20 protein-coding genes and 1 pseudogene are annotated in these 20,111 nt (G+C 37.0%); 13 read left to right on the forward strand and 8 right to left on the reverse strand.

Going from position 1 to position 20,111, the window contains the following annotated elements; genetic code table 11:
- The first annotated feature begins 64 nt into the window (after positions 1 to 64).
- Positions 65 to 997, forward strand: a complete 933-nt coding sequence (gene rnz, locus PVA17_RS10080) for a ribonuclease Z (RefSeq protein WP_132359954.1) — start codon at positions 65 to 67, stop codon at positions 995 to 997.
- A 161-nt stretch (positions 998 to 1,158) separates the two neighbouring features.
- Here the strand turns inward: rnz and PVA17_RS10085 are convergent, their stop codons facing one another.
- Positions 1,159 to 1,692, reverse strand: a complete 534-nt coding sequence (locus tag PVA17_RS10085; RefSeq protein ID WP_132359952.1) for a TetR/AcrR family transcriptional regulator — start codon at positions 1,690 to 1,692, stop codon at positions 1,159 to 1,161.
- 169 nt (positions 1,693 to 1,861) lie between these two features.
- Here PVA17_RS10085 and PVA17_RS10090 point away from each other — a divergent pair.
- From PVA17_RS10090 to PVA17_RS10120, 7 genes and pseudogenes are all read left to right on the forward strand, one after another.
- A pseudogene (locus PVA17_RS10090) lies at positions 1,862 to 3,026 on the forward strand (MFS transporter).
- 176 nt (positions 3,027 to 3,202) lie between these two features.
- Positions 3,203 to 3,751: a DUF6434 domain-containing protein gene (locus PVA17_RS10095; RefSeq protein WP_274067610.1), complete on the forward strand. Its 549-nt coding sequence runs from the start codon at positions 3,203 to 3,205 to the stop codon at positions 3,749 to 3,751.
- Positions 3,752 to 3,968: 217 nt separating this feature from the next.
- A complete protein-coding gene (locus PVA17_RS10100; RefSeq protein ID WP_132359946.1) occupies positions 3,969 to 4,199 on the forward strand; it encodes an acyl-phosphate glycerol 3-phosphate acyltransferase in 231 nt (76 codons plus the stop codon).
- A gap of 564 nt (positions 4,200 to 4,763) precedes the next feature.
- Positions 4,764 to 5,384: a sporulation-specific diadenylate cyclase CdaS gene (gene cdaS, locus PVA17_RS10105; RefSeq protein ID WP_274067611.1), complete on the forward strand. Its 621-nt coding sequence runs from the start codon at positions 4,764 to 4,766 to the stop codon at positions 5,382 to 5,384.
- Between the two features lie 98 nt (positions 5,385 to 5,482).
- Entirely contained in the window at positions 5,483 to 5,926 is a 444-nt protein-coding gene (locus PVA17_RS10110; RefSeq protein ID WP_274067612.1) for a MarR family winged helix-turn-helix transcriptional regulator, read from the forward strand.
- A 52-nt stretch (positions 5,927 to 5,978) separates the two neighbouring features.
- On the forward strand, positions 5,979 to 6,920 hold the full coding sequence (locus PVA17_RS10115; protein WP_132359941.1) for a ring-cleaving dioxygenase: 942 nt from the start codon (positions 5,979 to 5,981) through the stop codon (positions 6,918 to 6,920).
- Between the two features lie 15 nt (positions 6,921 to 6,935).
- A complete protein-coding gene (locus PVA17_RS10120) occupies positions 6,936 to 7,994 on the forward strand; it encodes an LLM class flavin-dependent oxidoreductase (protein ID WP_274067613.1) in 1,059 nt (352 codons plus the stop codon).
- A 521-nt stretch (positions 7,995 to 8,515) separates the two neighbouring features.
- Here PVA17_RS10120 and PVA17_RS10125 read toward each other — a convergent pair.
- Entirely contained in the window at positions 8,516 to 9,541 is a 1,026-nt protein-coding gene (locus tag PVA17_RS10125; RefSeq protein WP_274067614.1) for a DUF2332 domain-containing protein, read from the reverse strand.
- Between the two features lie 412 nt (positions 9,542 to 9,953).
- On the opposite strand from PVA17_RS10125, the gene PVA17_RS10130 reads away from it, so the two are divergent.
- From PVA17_RS10130 to PVA17_RS10150, 5 genes are all read left to right on the forward strand, one after another.
- Complete coding sequence (locus PVA17_RS10130) at positions 9,954 to 10,565, forward strand: hypothetical protein (protein WP_274067615.1); 612 nt, start codon at positions 9,954 to 9,956, stop codon at positions 10,563 to 10,565.
- Between the two features lie 21 nt (positions 10,566 to 10,586).
- Positions 10,587 to 11,258, forward strand: coding sequence for a response regulator transcription factor (locus tag PVA17_RS10135; protein ID WP_402932196.1), 672 nt, complete (start codon positions 10,587 to 10,589; stop codon positions 11,256 to 11,258).
- Between the two features lie 82 nt (positions 11,259 to 11,340).
- A complete protein-coding gene (locus tag PVA17_RS10140) occupies positions 11,341 to 12,264 on the forward strand; it encodes an ABC transporter ATP-binding protein (protein WP_132359933.1) in 924 nt (307 codons plus the stop codon).
- Positions 12,257 to 13,039, forward strand: coding sequence for a hypothetical protein (locus tag PVA17_RS10145; RefSeq protein WP_274067617.1), 783 nt, complete (start codon positions 12,257 to 12,259; stop codon positions 13,037 to 13,039). Before PVA17_RS10140 ends, PVA17_RS10145 begins: the two co-directional genes overlap by 8 nt.
- Positions 13,040 to 13,062: 23 nt before the next feature.
- Entirely contained in the window at positions 13,063 to 13,941 is an 879-nt protein-coding gene (locus tag PVA17_RS10150) for a sensor histidine kinase (protein ID WP_274067618.1), read from the forward strand.
- 713 nt (positions 13,942 to 14,654) lie between these two features.
- On the opposite strand, the gene PVA17_RS10155 is transcribed toward PVA17_RS10150, so the two are convergent.
- The 6 genes from PVA17_RS10155 to PVA17_RS10180 form a co-directional block, all read right to left on the reverse strand.
- Positions 14,655 to 15,614 (reverse strand): DUF2167 domain-containing protein, encoded by a 960-nt coding sequence (locus PVA17_RS10155; protein ID WP_274067619.1) that lies wholly within the window; start codon positions 15,612 to 15,614, stop codon positions 14,655 to 14,657.
- Positions 15,615 to 15,641: 27 nt separating this feature from the next.
- Positions 15,642 to 15,851 (reverse strand): hypothetical protein, encoded by a 210-nt coding sequence (locus PVA17_RS10160; RefSeq protein WP_248716291.1) that lies wholly within the window; start codon positions 15,849 to 15,851, stop codon positions 15,642 to 15,644.
- 912 nt (positions 15,852 to 16,763) lie between these two features.
- Entirely contained in the window at positions 16,764 to 17,096 is a 333-nt protein-coding gene (locus PVA17_RS10165; RefSeq protein ID WP_274067620.1) for a hypothetical protein, read from the reverse strand.
- An 893-nt stretch (positions 17,097 to 17,989) separates the two neighbouring features.
- Positions 17,990 to 19,000 carry an NADPH dehydrogenase NamA gene (gene namA, locus PVA17_RS10170; protein WP_274067621.1) on the reverse strand — a complete coding sequence of 337 codons (1,011 nt, stop codon included), beginning with the start codon at positions 18,998 to 19,000 and terminating at the stop codon, positions 17,990 to 17,992.
- A gap of 46 nt (positions 19,001 to 19,046) precedes the next feature.
- Positions 19,047 to 19,853, reverse strand: coding sequence for a pyrroline-5-carboxylate reductase (gene proC / locus PVA17_RS10175; RefSeq protein WP_274067622.1), 807 nt, complete (start codon positions 19,851 to 19,853; stop codon positions 19,047 to 19,049).
- Between the two features lie 23 nt (positions 19,854 to 19,876).
- Positions 19,877 to 20,056: a hypothetical protein gene (locus PVA17_RS10180; protein ID WP_274067623.1), complete on the reverse strand. Its 180-nt coding sequence runs from the start codon at positions 20,054 to 20,056 to the stop codon at positions 19,877 to 19,879.
- Positions 20,057 to 20,111 lie beyond the last annotated feature (55 nt).

Raw genomic sequence — 20,111 nt, forward strand, 5'->3', positions numbered from 1 at the left:
TTTTTTTTATTGGAAGCGATAGGGTACAATAAAGCGATATAGAAATAGAAGTGAGGTGGCATATGTGCAACTACATTTTTTAGGAACAGGCGCAGGAATGCCTTCAAAGGAACGAAATACAAGTGCCCTAATGGTAAAGCTATTGGATGAAGTGGGGGAAATGTGGCTTTTTGATTGTGGGGAGGCGACCCAACATCAAATTTTGCATACATCATTAAAGCCACGTAAAGTAACGAAAATATTTATTACACATTTACACGGTGACCATATTTTTGGATTACCTGGCTTTTTAAGCTCTCGTTCATTTCAAGGCGGGGATGAGCCATTAACGATATTTGGCCCACAAGGTTTGCAGCAATGGATTGAGCAAACTTTAGCCTTGTCAAAGACGCATTTAACATATTCATTACAATTTGTGGAAGTTCATGAAGGTATTATTTATGAAGATGAACATTTTACAGTAAGTGCAAATGAATTGCGACATGTAGTTCCATGCTATGGCTACCGTATTGAGCAGAAGGATTTGCCTGGCGAACTATTAATGGAAAAAGCACAGGCTCTTGGTGTGCCAAAAGGTCCTTTGCTAGGACAATTAAAAGCAGGGAAAGATATTGAGCTAGCGGATGGCACCGTTGTATATGCGAAAGATGTTGTCGCCCCATCTAAAAAAGGCTTTACGCTTACTATTTTAGGAGATACTAAATACTGTCCAGAGGCTGTTTCATTAGCTAATGGAGCAGATATTGTGATTCATGAAGCGACCTTTGATGGTACTACGACAGATTTAGCAGCGAACTACGGACACTCTACAAATGTCGAAGCAGCCAAGGTGGCACAACAGGCAGGAGCGAACTATTTATTGCTAAACCATTTAAGTGCTCGCTTTTTACCACATGATTTACCAAAATTTTTAGCAGATGCACAGGAGGTTTTCCCACAAACCATCCTGACATCCGATCAATCTGTATTCTCTTGGAATAACAACAAATTAACTTAAGCAAAAACCGAAAGTACCCTTTAGATGACGTTTCATTTAAAGGGTACTTTTATCGTTATTCAGCGCATGTATTTCTGTGTGAAAGCGAAGCGTCAGCAAAAAAGTTTTCATAGCGAAATACACCCAATATTTTAAATTCAGCCATTTATTAGTACGACTAATTAACGATATAATTCGATAATTTGACTTGCTATATATTCGGAGCTAAAGTGAACCCCGTTTCTGAGCCACCACATGATAATGCCAAGTATTGAGGATGCGAGAATATCCATAGATAGAGTTGTATTAGCTCCTTCACTTTTACGTTGGATGACAATCAAATCCTTTAATGTCCTATGCATTTTTTTAATGAAACCAGGGTGCTCAAATAAAACAGCTAAAATTTTTCTGTGCTTATAAAAGTAATCTAAAAATGTAATTAATTGTTCTTGATTATTTAAATTATCAATTTGTAAAGAAGGAGAGATCTCCGACAACAAGTCGTCGAACATATCGTAAACTACTTGCTTTAATAAATCATTAATATCTATAAAATGTAAATAAAATGTTGCTCGATTTAGCTCTGCACGTTGGGCTATTTTTTGTACTGTAAGTTTCGAAATATCTGGGTTTTCGATTAATATATCTACGACAGCTTCTTTAAATACCCGTTTAGAGCGAATAGCTCGTGGGTCTTGCTTTTTGTGTGTGGTCAATTTAATTCTCCTTTATCTATTAAATACAAATTTAATGAATAGTATTTTTAACTTTGTTGTTTAATTGACAGTTCTTAAAAAATTGTAAATAGGAATCAAAAAATAAACGTGTTATTATCTATTTTATTGACATAGTGTTAATAAAACAAGTAGAAAGAGGAAGAATGTCATGTCGGAATCGATCAATAAAAAAGTGCTATTAACAGTTTTAATTTTTGGGTGTTTTTTATCTACACTAAATCAAACGCTGTTAAACGTTGCATTAAGTAATTTAATGGACGTATTTTCTGTTTCTGCGACAACCGTTCAGTGGTTAGCTACTGGTTTTATGTTAGTAAACGGGGTGCTAGTCCCTATTACAGCATACTTAATGAAACGCTTCTCAACAGCGTTGGTTATTTATCGGCATCATTCCATTTGTCGTGATTATTTTATTTATGGCAATGAAATATTTAATGAATGTTTCAGAAACCTCAAAGGAAAAGTTAGATGGTATCAGTGTTATTTTATCAACAATTGGCTTTGGTCTTATTTTGTATGGTTTTAGTAATGCAGGAAGCCATGGCTGGGATGATAAAGTTGTAATAAGTACTATACTTGTAGGGATACTGACTACGGCAATGTTTTGTCTTCGTCAAATGAAATCATCTGATCCACTTCTTAACTTATCCGTTTTTAACAATAAATTATTTACACTCACGTCTATCATCAACATTATTGTTACAATGATGATGTATGCGGATATGATTTTATTACCAATATATTTACAAAACGGAAGAGGGTTTACAGCTTTAGATGCTGGTTTATTATTATTACCGGGTGCACTTGTAAATGCCTTTATGTCTCCAGTGACAGGAAAAATGTATGACCGCTTTGGAGCAAAGCCGTTATTTATTATCGGTTTGATTTTTGTCATTCCGTCAATGTGGGTTGTAACGGATTTATCAGCAACAACAACCTATAGCTTTATCATGATACGTACTATTTTCCTACGTATAGGGTTAAGTTTTATCACAATGCCATTAAATACAGCTGGTTTAAATGCCTTACCGAAGAAACTTGTTACACATGGTACAGCAGTGAATAATACATTACGTCAAATCGCAGGCGCAATTGGATCTGCTGTCGTTATTACAATTTTCACAGCACAAACGACAAACCATGCGAAAACATTGCTAGTAGAAACACCAAATGCTACGGCTGAAGGTATTCGTACACTTGCTTCAATTTTAGGTTCAAGTGATGCCTATTATTTCATGACAATCTTAGTGATCATCGCATTTGTGTTAACTCTATTTGTGCCAGCTAAAAATAAGTTTAAACAACAAGCATAATGATTAAGCATTCAAAGAACATTTTAAGAGCCTTACTACAATAAACTGTAGCAAGGCTCTATGTTTTTACAATTGGCTGTTTTCGTAATGTTTGTTGCTCTTTTTAATAAAAATTTGCTTACATTTACGAGCAAATGTTCTATAATATGGATGTGTACATATAAGGAGTGTTATGCATGAGACCTATTCTTACAAAAGAAATTAGTAGTCAAGATTTTTTGAATTTTTATTGGTTAAAAGAAGAATTGCAATTATTTTGTAGAGATAATGGCATAAGCGCGTCGGGCTCTAAGATTGAGATTTCTGATAGAATTGAAACTTTTCTTCGGACAGGAAAGATAAAAAAACCACAAAGAAATTCAAAAGCTAGTGAATTAAGTCTTGATACAGTCATTACGGAAAATCATCGTTGTAGTCAAGATGTGAGAGCATTTTTCAAGAAGGTAATTCCAAAGTTTCATTTTTCTACCTATATCCAAAACTACATTAAAAACAATATTGGAAAAACGTATCGTGATGTTGTGGACGCTTGGTATGAAGAAGAAAAACGCAAAAAAGACCCATCACACCAGAAAAAAATTCCACCTCAGTTTGAATACAATCAATTCATTCGTGACTTTTTCTCTGATTCAAAAAATAAAGGGAAAAGTCGTGCAGCAGCAATTGAAGCTTGGCATAAAATTAAGAAACTCCCTGGAAGTAACAAATATATACCTGAAAATTAAGTTGAGATAATTTTCAACGAGTGGAATTAGCATGCAAACTAGCGAAACTAATACGTCATTCTCTATTAGTAGGTAATTTAAGAAAACAGACCATATAATTAAGTAGTCTCTGCCTTTCAAGTTAGTAATAGTTAGAATGGAAATTTGGAATATAGAAGAATTATAATGCGATTAATAGTTAATTTTTGTATAATTGATTAAAGGGGAGTGGTTTTATATGAATCAGCAAAAGATGCCACCAGCACTATTGCGTTTAATCGTTATTTTTCCCAATGTGCTGAGCTATTTATTATTATTTGGACTAATTATGTTTGTTATCTCCAATTATGACACATTAAAAGCGACGGACAACTTAACGGTTTGGCTTATTTTTATTGTAGTGCTTGCACCGGCCGCTGCCTACACAACATTTAGTATCGTCAAGAAAATTCGTTCTGGACAAATGTAAGCAATAACAACACGTGTATTCTTTAGTTTATCTAATGGATACACGTGTTTTTTTTTTGAAGTCTTTATTGTCATATTGTTAAAGTTATTACTGATAGTAGAAGTCAAAACTCTAAATCCTCCAATTTAGAAAATGGCCCCCACAATTATTTGGGAAAAAATAAGAATACCGTTTAATTTACGATATTTGTGAAAAAAGTGTGGCTCATTATCCTCTGGAAAATTGTGGCAAGGAATTGCGATGTTATGAGAGAATCCAAGTAGTACTAATACGGAAAAACGGATTTACATCCATTATCTCTATAAATAAAGATTATAAAAAAATTTATCAGTAGAAGATTAGTGTGCGTATTCAATTACAATTTGAATACGCTTTTTAACTTGAAAGAAAACAGCCATACTGTTACCTGCTTCTTTATTACGCTTCACTTGGCGTGAAAAGGATGGATTAATCTACAACTTATGTAGTGTGTATGTTGAATTCAAGGCGAATAAAATAATTACATAGAGAGAAACTAAAAATACAAGTTTTTTCATGTTAAATTTGAAAAGCGGGGTGTTTTTTATGGATCCAACAAATTGCGATTTTTCACCAATGAAACAAACATTAAAGGAAGAGCTTTTGCAGGTCATACACTCATTACAGCAAAGTGTAGAAGCTATGGATACGGATACAAACTGTCTTCTTGGGAATTTTGAAAAAATAAAAGAGAAATTTGTAACGATTGAAATGAAGGCTGCTACGTTTTATTTGAATTGCTATCTTTCGCCGTTTACTGAAAAATATCCTGAGCTTTCGCATAGCGTACAAAATATGTCTAAAAGAAGACACGGCGGACTAATTGTTATTGAACGAGAAGATTCAGTATCATCTTTTATACAGCCTGGTATTCATATTGGTGCAGAAGTAACGCATTCCTTATTAGAATCTATTTTTTTCCCTGGAAATCCACTTCATGATGGCGCCGTTTTAATAAGCCAAAATCTAATTAAATCAGCAGCAAATGTACTGCCACTGTCAGAGAGATATACGGGGGAAAAGAAATTAGGCACAAGGCATCGAGCAGCATTAGGGTTAAGTGAAGTAAGTGATGCGCTTGTCATGATAGTGTCTGAAGAAACAGGGAGAATTTCCTTTGCCTTTAAAGGAAACTTATATCCAATTACGACGCATGGCATTATATAGTGTGAGCTTCACACTGAAAAATATTTTGAATTCGAGATATTTTTCTTGCTTGTACATCACTTGCGTGGTAAAGTGACAAATGAGAGGGGGAGGAAGCGATGCGAAAACATACGCTCGGAACAGTGACGTGGATTCGGATGATGCGCTTTACAAATCAAAGTAATCAGCTATCCAATGAGTTTTTAAAGCGCTTTGGTTTAACGACTGCACAATTTGATGTCCTAATCCAAATTAAGACATATGCACCGTTAACGCAATCCCAATTAGCAGAGAAAGTGATAGTGACGCAAGGTGGTATGTCTAGGATGCTTGCTCGTCTTGAAAAAGATGGACTTATTGAACGCAAGCAAAATTGGAAGACCAAAACAATCTCACTAACAGCTAAAGGCGAGCAGATGATTGATATGGCAACACCAAGTCAGCTACAATTTCAATCTTCATTTTTTGAAGAAGTATTAACAGAAGAAGAACTGAAAACTTTAAATACACTAATGTCGAAAATAGAGAAGCATAGTCGTAATAAAAAATTACCACCAGCGTGATTTTTTTACACTATCACTTGCTTAGTCAAGTGAAAACAAGGAGGAAACATTCATGAACAAATTAAGTGGACATCATCATATATCAATGCTAACAAAAAACGGTAAACGTAATAATGATTTTTACACAAAACTTCTCGGCTTACGTCGTGTAAAGAAATCAGTAAACCAAGATTCGCCTTCCATGTATCACTTGTTTTATGGAGACTTAACTGGAGCACCAGGTACAGAATTAACATTTTTTGAAATGCCAGTAGCAGGTCGGACAGTGCGCGGAACAAATGCCATTACACGTATTGGATTACTAGTGCCAAGCTATGACAGTCTGCAATATTGGAAAAATCGTTTTCAAAAGTTAAAGATTGAGCATAGTGAAATAACAACTTATGCAGGGAAAGATGCATTGTTTTTTGAGGATCATGAAGGGTTAAGAATGGTGCTGTTAAACAATCATGGTCATGAAACACCAGCTCATTGGCAACCATGGGACGGCTCTGATATCCCTGCAGAACATCGTATTTTAGGGATGGGTACAGTTGAAATGACAGTTCGTTACTTGCAACGGACAGTAAGCTTATTAAAAGAGCTATTTAATTACACAGTTGTAACAGAAAGTGAAAAAGAAGCAGTATTGCAATCGATTCCTGGTGAAGTGCTTGGAGAAATCGTCGTTCAAGAATTAGAAGGGCCAAGTGAGAAACCTGGACGTGGTAGTATTCACCATCTTGCACTACGTGTTGGAACAGTGGAGGAATTGCAACAGTGGGATCTCAAAATTAAGGAGCAGGGCTTTGATAGTACTGGCATTGTGGATCGTTATTATTTCCAAAGTCTTTATTTTAGAGATCGTAATGGCATTTTATTTGAAATGGCAACAGATGGCCCAGGATTTACAGTTGATTCGGCAATAGAGGATCTTGGCAAAGAACTTGATCTTCCACCATTTTTAGAAGAAAGACGTGCAGAAATCGAAGCTATTTTAGAGCCGCTAGATTAAGGAGAGATATTCATCATGGATAAATACCGTATTGATCAATCGAAAGGCATCGAATTTGGCCTATATTCATTAGGGGATCATATTCCAAATCCATTAACCGGTGAACGTATTTCAGCTCAACAACGAATCCAAGAGCTAATTGAAGCAAGTCAGCTTGCAGAACAAGCGGGTATTGATGTCTTTGCTGTTGGCGAAAGTCATCAATCGTACTTTACGACACAGGCACACACAGTTGTTTTAGGAGCAATTGCACACGCTACATCAAAAATTAAATTAGCAAGCTCTGCAACAGTCCTTAGTGTCTCTGATCCTGTACGCGTATATGAAGATTTTGCAACGATTGATCTAATTTCAGATGGACGTGCAGAAATAGTTGCAGGGCGTGGCTCTCGTGTTGGAGCATATCAATTACTAGGCGTGGATTTAAAGGATTATGAAGAAATTTTTGAAGAAAAATTAGCGTTACTGAAAAAAATAAATGACAACGAGCTGGTCACTTGGGAAGGACAATTCCGTGCACCTCTTCACAATGCACAAATTTTGCCACAACCTAAAAATGGGTCGTTACCAATTTGGCGAGCTGTTGGTGGACCACCTGCAAGTGCCATTAAAGCAGGCTATATGGGCATTCCGATGATGCTAACGACATTAGGTGGTCCCGCTGTTAACTTTAAGCCATCAGTTGATGCCTACAGGGAGGCAGCCGAGAGAAATGGCTTTGATCCGAAAGAGTTACCGATTGCTACAACAAGCCTATTCCACGTTGCACATACGACGGAAGACGCACTACAAGGGATGTATCCCCATTTAAATGGTGGATTCCAAGCAATTCGCGGCGCAGGTTATCCAAAGCAACAATTTGCGGAAGCACCGAATACAAAAGATGCCTTAATGGTCGGAAGTACGGAGCAAATTATTGAAAAATTACTGTATCAATACGAGCTCTATGGTATGCAACGATTTATGGCACAAATTGATTTTGGCGGTGTGCCATTCGATAAATTAATGAAAAATATTGAAATTATCGGGAACGATATTTTACCAGCAATTAGAAAATATACTGCAAAAAAATAGAAGTGATATACTATAAGATACTTGCTTAATAAAGCGGTTGATTGGAGTGTAGGCTGGGCGACTCCTTGGGGATCAGCAATAGAGGAACGAAGGCTAAAAGCATCACATCCTGTGATAACGCCTTCGTGACCAACATCTTGCTGCTGTCGCTACGTTGCACTCACGCTTTCGCGCAAAAAACATCTGTTGGCCCGAGACCCTACAGCGGAGCGAAGCGGCTCATCGGACGCCCCTAGGAAGCTCTGCTCTGCAAAAAAGCGAAGTGTCAGCGGCAAATGTTTTCTGTAGAGAAAGCGAAGCGGCAGCAACAAATGTTTTTTCTGTGCGAAAGCGAAGCGGCAGCAACAAATGTTTTTTCTGTGCGAAAGCGAAGCGGCAGCAACAAATGTTTTTGCCCAGCCGGAACGGAAATCACCCCCTCGTTTTACCGAGAAAACTTAATTTCATTGATTTAATAGTTTTTAATCAACATGACGTTGCATGAGAGAAAAATCTCATGTAGCGTTTTTTCGTGGCAACTTTTATTTTTGGTTGGCCCACTTGAACCATCGAGCATGACCATCAGGGCGTTCCATTATTCGGATAGATTCTATTTCACCTTGATCCATAAAATCTTGATGCAGTTGTATATCAAATAAATTGTTATAACAATGATAGAGAGGGCGTTCCATGCTGATCTCTTTTAATTGTTCAATTAGTTCAAGGCGTAACTCCATTGGGATTTGATTGGCCACATGCGTATGATAAACAACTAATTGCGCATCTTGATTAACATCTCTACTAATTTCTTTTATCAGTTTGAAAGCATCTCCTTTTATCAGTTCTAAATCAAGTTCTTTTAAAATAGGGAGTGCTTGATGTAATAAAAGTCTACGTTCTTGATGCTCAGGCCAAATTAATGCTTGGAGCCATCGAAGCTCTTCCTCATTATGAATATCAATCGGATTTAAATCGATCCCAATACGTTTACAAACAACAGGAGCATTTGTAATGGAAGCTGGAAGCGGTTCTCCGCGATTTTCTGAGGACAAAACGAAAGCGCTGTTTGAATGGTTTATATGAAGCTGTTGATTATAGCAGTAATTATATTGATCCATCCCAAGTTGAAGTCCTGCACTTGCCCCGATTTCTATTAAGGCTAAAGGTTTTTGATGGCGTTCATAAATTTCTGTCATCATCGGATAAAGGTAAGTACAACGGCGAATCTCATTAGTCTGAACTAGTTTTTCTTGAAATAAAGTCTTTAATTCATCTAAATGGGATAAGACGAACGCTTTAAAAACAGGATACACTTCATTTATTGGCTTTGGTGTTGTCGTTAAGGATGGATAAAAATTAACTAAATCGTCTTTGGTTGATGATAGTAAATACTGAACGCCAGCTAATAATAAATTAGGTACAGGTTGTCCTTTAGGGATAAATGCGGCAACTGTTAATATTTCATCATCATCGGCAATCTTATTGGCTAAATATTCATATAGTGGACTTGAATTTTCACATTCATTTTTGGCAAAAGTACGGAATTGCTTACTTAATTTAGCTAACATACGATTTTCCCCCTTTGTTAAAAGTAAACGAGCTAATTTTAGTTTATTATTGTCGGATAATTTAGTAAATTAAATATAGTTAATGAAGTTGATTAAAAAGATTAATCTTTCAGCGGGTGTTCAAATATCCGCTTAAACATACGGACGCAATTATGCCTAGGCATAAACGATTGAAAGAGGTAAGCGTTTGGATTATAAATGGATACAGTCTTTTGTAGCTGCCGCTAAAACTTGTAATTTTCGAGTAGCCACAGAAGAACTTCATTTATCGTAGCTAAGTATTACAGTTCATATGCATCAGTAAGAACAATAGGGTGATAGTTAATAAAATTATTTAATGTTTATTAACATGAATTCCCATATAATATTAATAGGAATATTTTAACTTTTTTCTACAAAGAAGGTAAAGCCATTGGCGGATGTCAGGAATCGAAAAGGAGAAGAGACGGAAAGAAAAAGCGAAGCGACGGAAGTTCCGAGCATAACGACGGAAGGAAAAGGCGAAGCGACGGAAAGAAAAGGCGAAGCGACGGAAGACCCGAGCAGAACGACGGAAGGAAAAGAAGGCGACGGAAAGTCCGCGCAAAACGACGGAAAGAACAGAAGAAGCGACGGAAGGCCCGAGCAGAACGACGGAAGGAAAAGAAGGCGACGGAATGCTCGAACAGAACGACGGATGGAAAAGGCGAAGCGACGGATGGAAAAGAAGGCGACGGAAGGCCCGAGCAGAACGACGGAAAGAAAAGACGAAGCGACGGAAGGCCCGGGCAGAACGACGGAAGGAAAAGGCGAAGCGACGGAAGACCCGAGCAGAGCGACGGATGGGAAAGAAGGCGACTGTAGTCCCGAGCAGAATGAGGGAAAGAAAAGGCGAAGCGACGGAAGACCCGAGCAGAACGACGGAAAGTCCGGGCAGAACGACGGATGGAAAAGGGTCCTGCTGCTGACACTACGCTTTCGCGCAAAAACTATTTGTAGGCCTAAGCGCAAAGCCGATTCTGGACGCAATTATGCCGAGTCATAATTTATTAAAGGTGTGGTTGTATTGAGAATTTTAATGGTTGAGGATCATGAAGATGTAAATGCAATGTTAACAGAATTGTTTGAGCAGGCAGATTATCAGGTAACAAGTGTGATGGATGGAATAGAAGGACATCGAGCATTTCTACAAAATGAATTTGATATTGTGCTTCTTGATATTATGCTTCCCTATAAAAGTGGTGATGAATTATTAAAAGAAATTCGCGCTATTTCGGATGTACCTGTTGTTATGATTTCAGCAAAAGATTTAGTGTCAACAAAAATTGATTTGCTTCGTTTAGGAGCGGACGATTATATTACGAAACCTTTTGATCTTGGTGAGGTTCTCGCTCGTATTGAATCGATATTACGTCGTGTTAAAAAAGCTACACCAATGAAGCAGCTGCAATACAAGGATATAGTGCTGGATGATGTCGCTAAGCGGGTTACAGTGGGTGGTGAGGAGGTCTTACTAACTGCAAAGGAATATTTACTGCTAGAATTGTTTATGGCAAATCAAGAAAAAGTATTCACGAAAGCAAATTTATACGAATCCATTTGGCAAGAAGAATATTTAGGAGATGAACATATTATTAAAATTCATATTAGTAATCTTCGACATAAATTGAAGACAAAAAATCCACAAGCAGATTATATCGAGACGCTTCGTGGTCTTGGCTATCGTTTACGTCCATAAATCATCCGTAATCTATACGTCATCTTTACTTTATCTATACCTTTCATGAGTAATCTATGAATATGAAAGGGAGGTGCTTAATATGGGAGAAACCATATTAAAAACAAATCAATTAACGAAAACATATAAAAAGCATACAGTACTTCACGACGTATCAATCGAATTAAAAGAAGGACGTATTTATGGGCTTATTGGTGAAAACGGTGCGGGAAAAACAACCTTAATGAAGATTGTTTCAGGGATTAGTTTTCAAACAGAAGGTTCATTTGAGTTATTTGGGAAATCATCTGACAAGGAAATACAGCAGCAACGAAAAAGGATTGCCAGTATGATTGAACAACCAGCGATTAGCCCTGATATGACCGCAAAAGGAAACCTTAAATATCATCGTTTAATGCGGGGGATTCCGAATGAGGAGCTAGAAGATGAAATACTGCAATTGGTTGGATTGACGAGTACAAACAATAAGAAAGCTAAGCATTTTTCACTCGGCATGAAACAACGTTTAGGCATTGCTATTGCGTTATTAACTAATCCAGAGCTATTGATTTTAGATGAGCCAGTGAATGGGTTAGATCCTATAGGTGTTGTTGAAATTCGTCAGCTTTTAACACGTCTTTGTGAAGAGCGACAGATGACGATTTTAATTTCGAGTCATAATTTACCAGAACTTTATCAAACAACAACTGATTATATCATTATTCATAAAGGGAAAATTATGAAACAAATGACGCAACAACAGCTCGACGAAGAATGTAGACATTATATTCGCATTGGTTGTACAGCTCCCGAACAATGTGCACATGTATTAGAAACAATTCTTAAAACACAAAATTTTCAAGTCATGCCAAATAAAACGATTAAATTGTATGATTTCTTAGAGAATCTTGGGGACGTATCAACCGCCTTATTTGAAAATGGGATAACACTTACGGAATTTAGTCTACAAGGAGACACATTAGAGAACTACTTCCTTACGTTAATTGGAGGTGAGCGCCATGTTTAATTTAGTACGTGCTTACCTCTATAAAACAACTAAATCCAAAATATTTTGGGTCTTACTGGCTCTTACAACATGTTCTGCAACAGCAATGTTTAGTATTGCTTATGGTATAGGCAATAACTCAATAAATGAAAGCATCAGCAACGTTGGTTTTTTACTATCTGATATGAATACGATGTCAATAGTAGGAGCAGTACTTGCCACTACACTTATTTGTTCAGATTTTGATACAAAAAATATCCATCATCCGATTATAAGCGGCTTTGCAAGAATCCAAATAGTCATAAGTAAAGCGATTGTTTTTTGGATCTTACTTATTGTTCTTGTAAGCCCTTATATCATCGTGACAATAATTGGTTTATCCATGGACAGCACGTTTAGTATGGGCGGGAAAGCAGCAGGTTTTTTAAGCATTCTAACGGCGACTACTAGTGGCAGCTTTGCCGATTACGTAACAATAATGAGCACTATGACAATAGTCTATCTTGCGCAGTTAACGACTTGTATTTTACTGGCGTTTGCCTTCAGAAAATCGGTGCTTGTAGTAGCTGCGTATTACATGATGTCCATGTTCTTTGGGCAAGTTGCTAGTTTTCAGGATTCATTTAAGATGGTAGATAAAGTATTGTCCTTCACACCCTATTCAGCGGAGTATCTTGCGATTAATGTAAGCATGAGTAAAGGTGATTTAATTTCGGCCGTCTCCATTTGTGTCGTATTTATAGTAGTCATTTTATATGTAACATTCATGACATTTAGAAAAGTAGAAATCAAGTAAGGAGATGGTAGGGGATGTGGATTGTGGCAATTGTAATCATTGTAGGATTACTATTTTATATTTTTTATATACAAAGGCAACTACAATTGATGAACATTCAATTGTCACAACGTCTACATGAGCAATATACACAGCCAATTAGCGTAGAGCTATTAAACAAAGAAATAAATCAACTAGTGGCAAATATAAATCGCATATTAATAGAATCACAAAAATCAAGGTCGTATATTAAGCGGGAAGAAAAATACTATAAGGAAATGATTTCAAACATTTCGCATGATTTTCGTACGCCACTCACTGCGATAAAGGGCTATCAACAAATGCTTTTAAAAGAACCCTTAACAGAAAAGCAGCTTGCAAAGCTTGAAATCGCACAAAAACATGTTGGAAGACTAGAGCAATTATTAGCAACATTTTTCGAATATTCCTATTTGCATAGTAATGAAGATAAGCCCAAAAAAGATCGTATTAATATTTCAAACATAGTATTTGAAGAGATTGCTGGTGCCTTTGTACAATTTGAACAAAAAGGAATAGCCGTCAACTTACCAAATTTTGAGCCGCTCATTATTCACTCTGATGAAGAAATGCTTTTACGCATTGTACAAAACTTAGTACGAAATAGTATCATGCATGCGCAAGGGGATGTAACGATCAAGATGTGGTTAGAAGAAGAACATGCATATATCTGTTTTCAAAATCCGATTGATGAAAATAGTCAACTAAATCCTAACCAGCTCTTTGATCGATTTTATACAACAGACAATTCCAGACGTAAAAATACTGGACTAGGGTTATCTATTGTCAGGCTGCTAGCAGAAAAATTAGGTGGAAGTGCAACAGCCAAAATAGAAGATGGCATGATTGAGTTTTTAGTGTGTTTAAAAAAGGATTTGAAATAGAAATAGCCATGCAGCTTAGTGCATCTTGGCAATAAGCCATTCTTCCACTTTAATCAGCGATGTTCGTGGTTCTATCAGCGATACTTATACTTTTATCAGCGATGTTCAGGGTTCAATCAGCGATACTTGAACTTTAATCAGCGATGTTCGAGGTTCAATCAGCGATACTTGAACTTTAATCAGCGATGTTCGAGGTTCAATCAGCGATTCTTATACTCTTATCAGCGATGTTCAGGGTTCTATAAGCGATTCTTGCACTTTAATCAGCGATGTTCGAGGTTCAATCAGCGATACTTCCGCTTTAATCAGCGATGTTCAGGGTTCTATCAGCGATTTTTGCACTTTAATCAGCGATGTTCAAGGTTCTATTAGCGATTCTTATACTTTAATCAGCGATGTTCAGGGTTCAATCAGCGATACTTGAACTTTAATCAGCGATGTTCGAGGTTCTATCAGCGATACTTGCAATTTAATCAGCGATGTTCAGGGTTCTATTAGCGATTCTTATACTTTAATCAGCGATGTTCGGGGTCCCAACAGCGATACTTGCATTTCTATCAGCAATTTTTTAGCTGGAAAAACAATGTTATAACTGTTGTATGGATATAAAACCATTGATAAAAAGCCCCTCCTAAGCACTCAGTTATCGTGCTAGGAGGGGCTTTTATTATTCTTATTTTTGGAACAAGGCATTAACCATTCCTTAGTAGTTATTACTCATGTGAATTAACCTTGCTGCGTTCACTTGCCTGGTCTTGTGCCGGTTGTTCCGACTGTTCCTGTTGCTCCAATTGTGTCGGTTGCTGCTCTGACTGCTCATTCTTCAATCCTAGTTTTTTGCGAATAAAGGCCCAAATCGCGCCTACAGCCAGCACAAGCACGATCCAAAATTTCTTCAATAGTGGGAGAATTATAGCAAAAAAGCCCACTTTTTTGGCAACCGCTAGACCCGCGCCTCCAAGAATTAATCCAGTCAAGCCGAATTCAGCTACCTTATCGGTCTTGCTGTCAAAATCCTCATACCGTTGTCCTTTCTTTAGGTTAAACTGCGACAGGATTTTGTTGTTAAACACTATACGATCCTTCTTCAAATTCTCCGGATCTGAGACGAGTATCGCCGAGATATAGCCTTCACGCGATAGAAGTCTAACATTGTAGTTAATAACGCCGTTGTTTTGATTATCATGTGCCAATAAAGACCATGACAAACTGTGTAAGTCGTTGTCGTAGAACGGAGGAACATCCCATTTGTCAACGAATAACTGATTTTCAGGACTTAATTCTTTATTCATTTCTTTCGTGCCTTCTTTGTAGCTTTCCAGCAAGGCGTCAGCATCGATATCTTTTTTTTCGTCATCTTTTATATGTCCAGATTTTGTATATTCGAAATAAACAGCCCAATTCTGTTTTTCATCCTTTGGGAAAACCACACCGATTTCTTCCCCGTTCAGTTCCATTCCGCTCTGCGTTATGTACTTTTTCGTATTTTCGGCATCAAGAAAAATAAAATCGCTACCTAATTGAAGTTCCGCTAAATTGGTTCCCACATCGACTTTCTGTCCACCTTCTACCCAATTCAGCTCCTCTTCGGCGTATGCGGGAACCGTACACGCCATCAAAATAAGTGTCATAACAGTTACTGATTTTAATAGTTTTGCAATAAACGATTTCAAAAATAGCTTCCTCCCAAATCTGTGTTCTTACGCTGCGGACGACTTGTCCTTATTTCCTTTAAATAAATGAATGCCTACTAGGACAGCGCCGATACCTGCAAAAGCAATTTCTACAAAGGTTTCGCCTCCGCCAAAAATTTTGCCAAAAACGGTAAATAGTTTGAATTGAATACCGAATTGCGGCAGTATGAATGCCCCTAACCCTAAAATTAAAAAAATAATACCAGTACGTAACATAACTAACCCTCCCCTTAATAATGGAAAATACTTTTGTAGATTATCATATAACCCAAAATGTGGCAACGATGTAAATAGTCATAAGTCTTCTGTAGTAATTATGAATCATTGGAAATGAAAGGATATTTCTAATGATTAGGGATTTTCTATATAAAAACGATTTACCAATGTAACGAATATTTAAGGATATTGAATTGTGCGGGCATAATTCAATATCCGGTCACATTATCTGTCCGAAAGCGAAGCGGCAGCACAGTTACGCCAATGCAAAATTGTTACCAAATTTTCGGGGTTGTTAGACAATAATTCGTTTTTATTGCTTTGTCTTTATGTTAACCTATTTTTAATTATAGTTATCGCACAAGACAGAAACTGGTAATATGAGGATGCCTAAAATATGCGATTGAATTTCATCAGTCATACACGGTTTAGTAGAAGTAAAGGGGGAAACAAAAAATGAAATACCTAACTCAGTCGATTTTTAAAAATGAAAATGGCAGAAAAATAAATTTCTAGAAACTGATCCAGGCAAGAATAAATCAAAAAGTCTTGGCTGACTATTTTACATCGTTGGTGCTAAAGTAAGAACTGAGAAAAAATAAAATATTTAGTATGACATAAATAATGAGAAATGGAGTATTATTGAGAAAATAAAATCCTAGTCAAAGAAATGTTTTTTAGGACAATACATAAGATTCAAGAAGATAAAGTTCAGTTTGCTTAGTAAATGCAAATGCAGTTGTGAAAATATCGAAGCATTATTGTACGAAACAACTTACAACACCATTTTTAATATAATGGAAATTATTAATGGTTATTCAAAAGATGATTTACAGTTAGATATTATTGAAAAAGATAGTAAAAATTCTTAAAAGGAAAATCTTCAGTTATATGATGCTTGTGTAAATTTCATCAAAGCTTTTTTTGTGTTCTTGCGTACGTAGATAGGTATAGGGGTATAAATTCTTGAAAATAAAAGTGATGTGTTATAATAGGGGTAAGAAAAAGACCGTATGGCGCTTGTAACACAACGGTCAAGTAACAAAACAAACGCTTCAAGAGCGATTGGCAAAACGAAAGTAAAAGCACTTTAACCCTGCTTAGGTTTTTCGCTACAATTCCTTCCATAGTTGATTCTGCATGATTGGTTGTATCTTCTGAACAACCAATCATGCAGGTAACAAGACCTGTAATTAAAAGCATAGAAATAACTAATTTTTTTTCATTTTTAGTTGAGTTTTTCAAATATGAATAAGGCTCCTTTCTATTTTATTGACTCATTAACTAGTCTTATATACTATCTTCAAAAGGAAGGAAAACTCTACAGAACAATCTTAACGATTCCTTAAAAGTTTTCATCCTATTATGTTGCGTCTAATTTATCACAAAATTTTGATTTTTACATCAAAAGCTCCTTTAAAATGACACTATACTTTTGCTCTAAAACTCATCAATTTCTAATCTATGCTCAGATAGTGCGAGGTTTCTTAGAGAATATATTGATTTTACTAAATTAGATGAACGTAGTATGAACTCTTACCAGGTTACAAATAATTGCTAAGAAATGCGTGAATATGTAGTACTACTTCCTTGTCCTAACTTTGCGCTAGGTGTTCTCTTAACACAATATAGTTGAATACAAAAATTCAAAAGGTAACCTTAATGACTTTCTGAATAAAGATATTTTGTTTGAAAATTCTTGGAAGGGAAACTTCTGAGATTAATGAAATTGTATTTGACGATGTTCCAGGAAAAAGAGATTTTATATCGTTTTTTTTCGATAGCAATAGGTATATTCCGTCGAAAATGAGGGTGATGATGCTAACACATTGTTGAGGCAAAAGATAGAAGGATAGATTACTCGGATGACTTTGAGAACTTTGTTTTGTTTCATACCCATTAATATTTTCTCGTGCAGAATTAGATTGGTAAAAGAGTATACTGTCAGCGAGGTAGTAGGGATTTTCACCAATCGTCAATGGAGAAGTCATAACGGCAGATGGTGCAGAGACGATAGTGAAGGCAATTGATGAAGAAATTAAACAAAATCCTGTTTATTAACATGAAAACAGCTTGTTAGCATAAAGCAACAAGCTGTTTTTTTATATGTTGATGAATAGTCGCTATATCGCTATTTTTCACCAACCACGTACGTATTGCACTGGAGGTTTAACTTCTTCTCTTAAATCTTTAGCAGCATGAAGTGGCCAATAGGGCTCGCGCAGAAGAACACGCGCTAGGAAGATTAAGTCAGCACGATTATTTTGTAAAATTTCCTCTGCTTGAATAGCTGTCGTAATGAGGCCGACTGCTCCAGTTGGAATATCAGCACCATGCTTAATCGCTTCAGCATGCGTTACTTGGTAGCCTGGAAAAACATTAATATGGGCTTGCACGACGCCACCTGTAGAAACATCCACTAAATCGACTCCCTGTGATTTCATCCAACGGCTGAAGACAATGAAATCATCCATTGTTGTACCATCTTCTGCATAGTCCTCAGCGGAAACGCGTACAAGTAAAGGGCCATCCCAAACACTTCGAATAGCATCGATGACTTGACGTAATAATCGATAACGATTTTCTTGAGAGCCACCGTATTGGTCATTGCGTTTATTCGTTGCTGGTGATAAAAATTCACTTATTAAGTAGCCATGTGCTCCATGGATTTCAAGAACGTCAAAGCCTGCTTTAGCTGCCCGGACAGCTGCTTGTGTAAATGCTTCTACAACATATTCAATGTCTTCTAGTGTCATTTCAGTTGGCGTTTTAAAAGCATCGCTAAATGCAATAGCTGATGGGGCAAATATTTCTCCATCTACAGTTGCTTTACGTCCAGCGTGTGCCAGCTGTATGCCAGCTTTTGCTCCGTATACTTTCATTCCTTGAACTAATTGACTTAAACCTTCAATATGAGCGTCATTCCAAATACCAAGATCGTTACTAGAAATACGACCCTCTGGTACAACACTTGTAGCTTCGACAATAATTAAACCAACTTGACCAGCAGCCCGCGTTGCATAATGTACTTGGTGGAAAGGTGTGACAAGTCCATCATCCTGTGCCGAGTACATACACATCGGCGCCATCACTACACGGTTTTTTAAAGTGATATTTTGCAATTGATAAGGTTCGAATAATTTAGCCAATTTAAAGCCCCCTAATCCCTAGTGATATACTTTATTTTGGCATACATTATTTACTATTTGCAAGTAATCGAGATCGAGCTTCAGCTTCTTTAATGCATGCTTCAATGGCTTCATTAAATTGATATTGCTCAAGAGCTTTAATTCCAGCTTCTGTTGTACCGCCCGGACTGGTTACTTTTTGGCGTAATACATCAGGCTCATCGACGGATTGCTTCAGCATTTCTGCAGTACCAGCAAGTGTTTGTGTCATTAATAGTCGTACTGTATCCTTCGAGAGACCGACCTTTGTACCAACCCGTTCAAATGCCTCCATTAAATAATAAATATATGCTGGCCCACTCCCGGAAAGGGCAGTTACAGCATGTAATTGATCCTCATCTACCTCAATAACTGAACCAATCGCCTCTAAAAGCTGTAAGAAAAGAGCGCGTTGTTCTGCTGTTACTTCGTCATTAAAGGCAATCCCGCTCGCAGACATCCCAATAGTCGCAGAAGTATTAGGCATAACGCGTGCGACTGGACGAGCACCTAAATGTTCTGTAATAGTAGTAATGGCAATACCAGCTAAAATAGAAAGTACGGCTGATTGCTCTGTAATTTTAGGCTTTAGCTCACGCATCGCTACAACGGCATCTTTTGGTTTCATCGCTAGAATGACTAAATCAGCCTGCTGATAAATAGCATCATCAAAATTGCTATTTACATTATATGTGTCGTGTAAAAATTGTAAGCGTTCCTTGTCTGTGCGATTGGTGACGTAAATTTCTTGTGCTGTAAATACCTTTTGTTTAATCCAGCCTTGAATCAATGCCTCTGCCATAGAGCCTGCACCAATAAATAGTATTTTTTTCATGATAAAACCTCCAGTTCTCGAAATCAATTTCGCCTTGGCGCAATTGTAGCTGCCGCTTCGCTTTCGCTACAGAAGACATTTGTAGCTGCCGCTTCTTTCGCTACCCAAATATCTGCTGAAATGAAGATAAAAAAAAGCGCTCCCGTCCTTATAAAGAAGGACGAAAACGCTGTTGTTTCCGCGGTACCACCTTTGTTTGCCAATTGGCACAACTCATAGCCCTTTTATCGCAAGGGAAACGGTTATGTTTTCATAACT

This window comes from Lysinibacillus sp. CNPSo 3705 (assembly GCF_028674935.1).
Classification (GTDB): domain Bacteria; phylum Bacillota; class Bacilli; order Bacillales_A; family Planococcaceae; genus Lysinibacillus.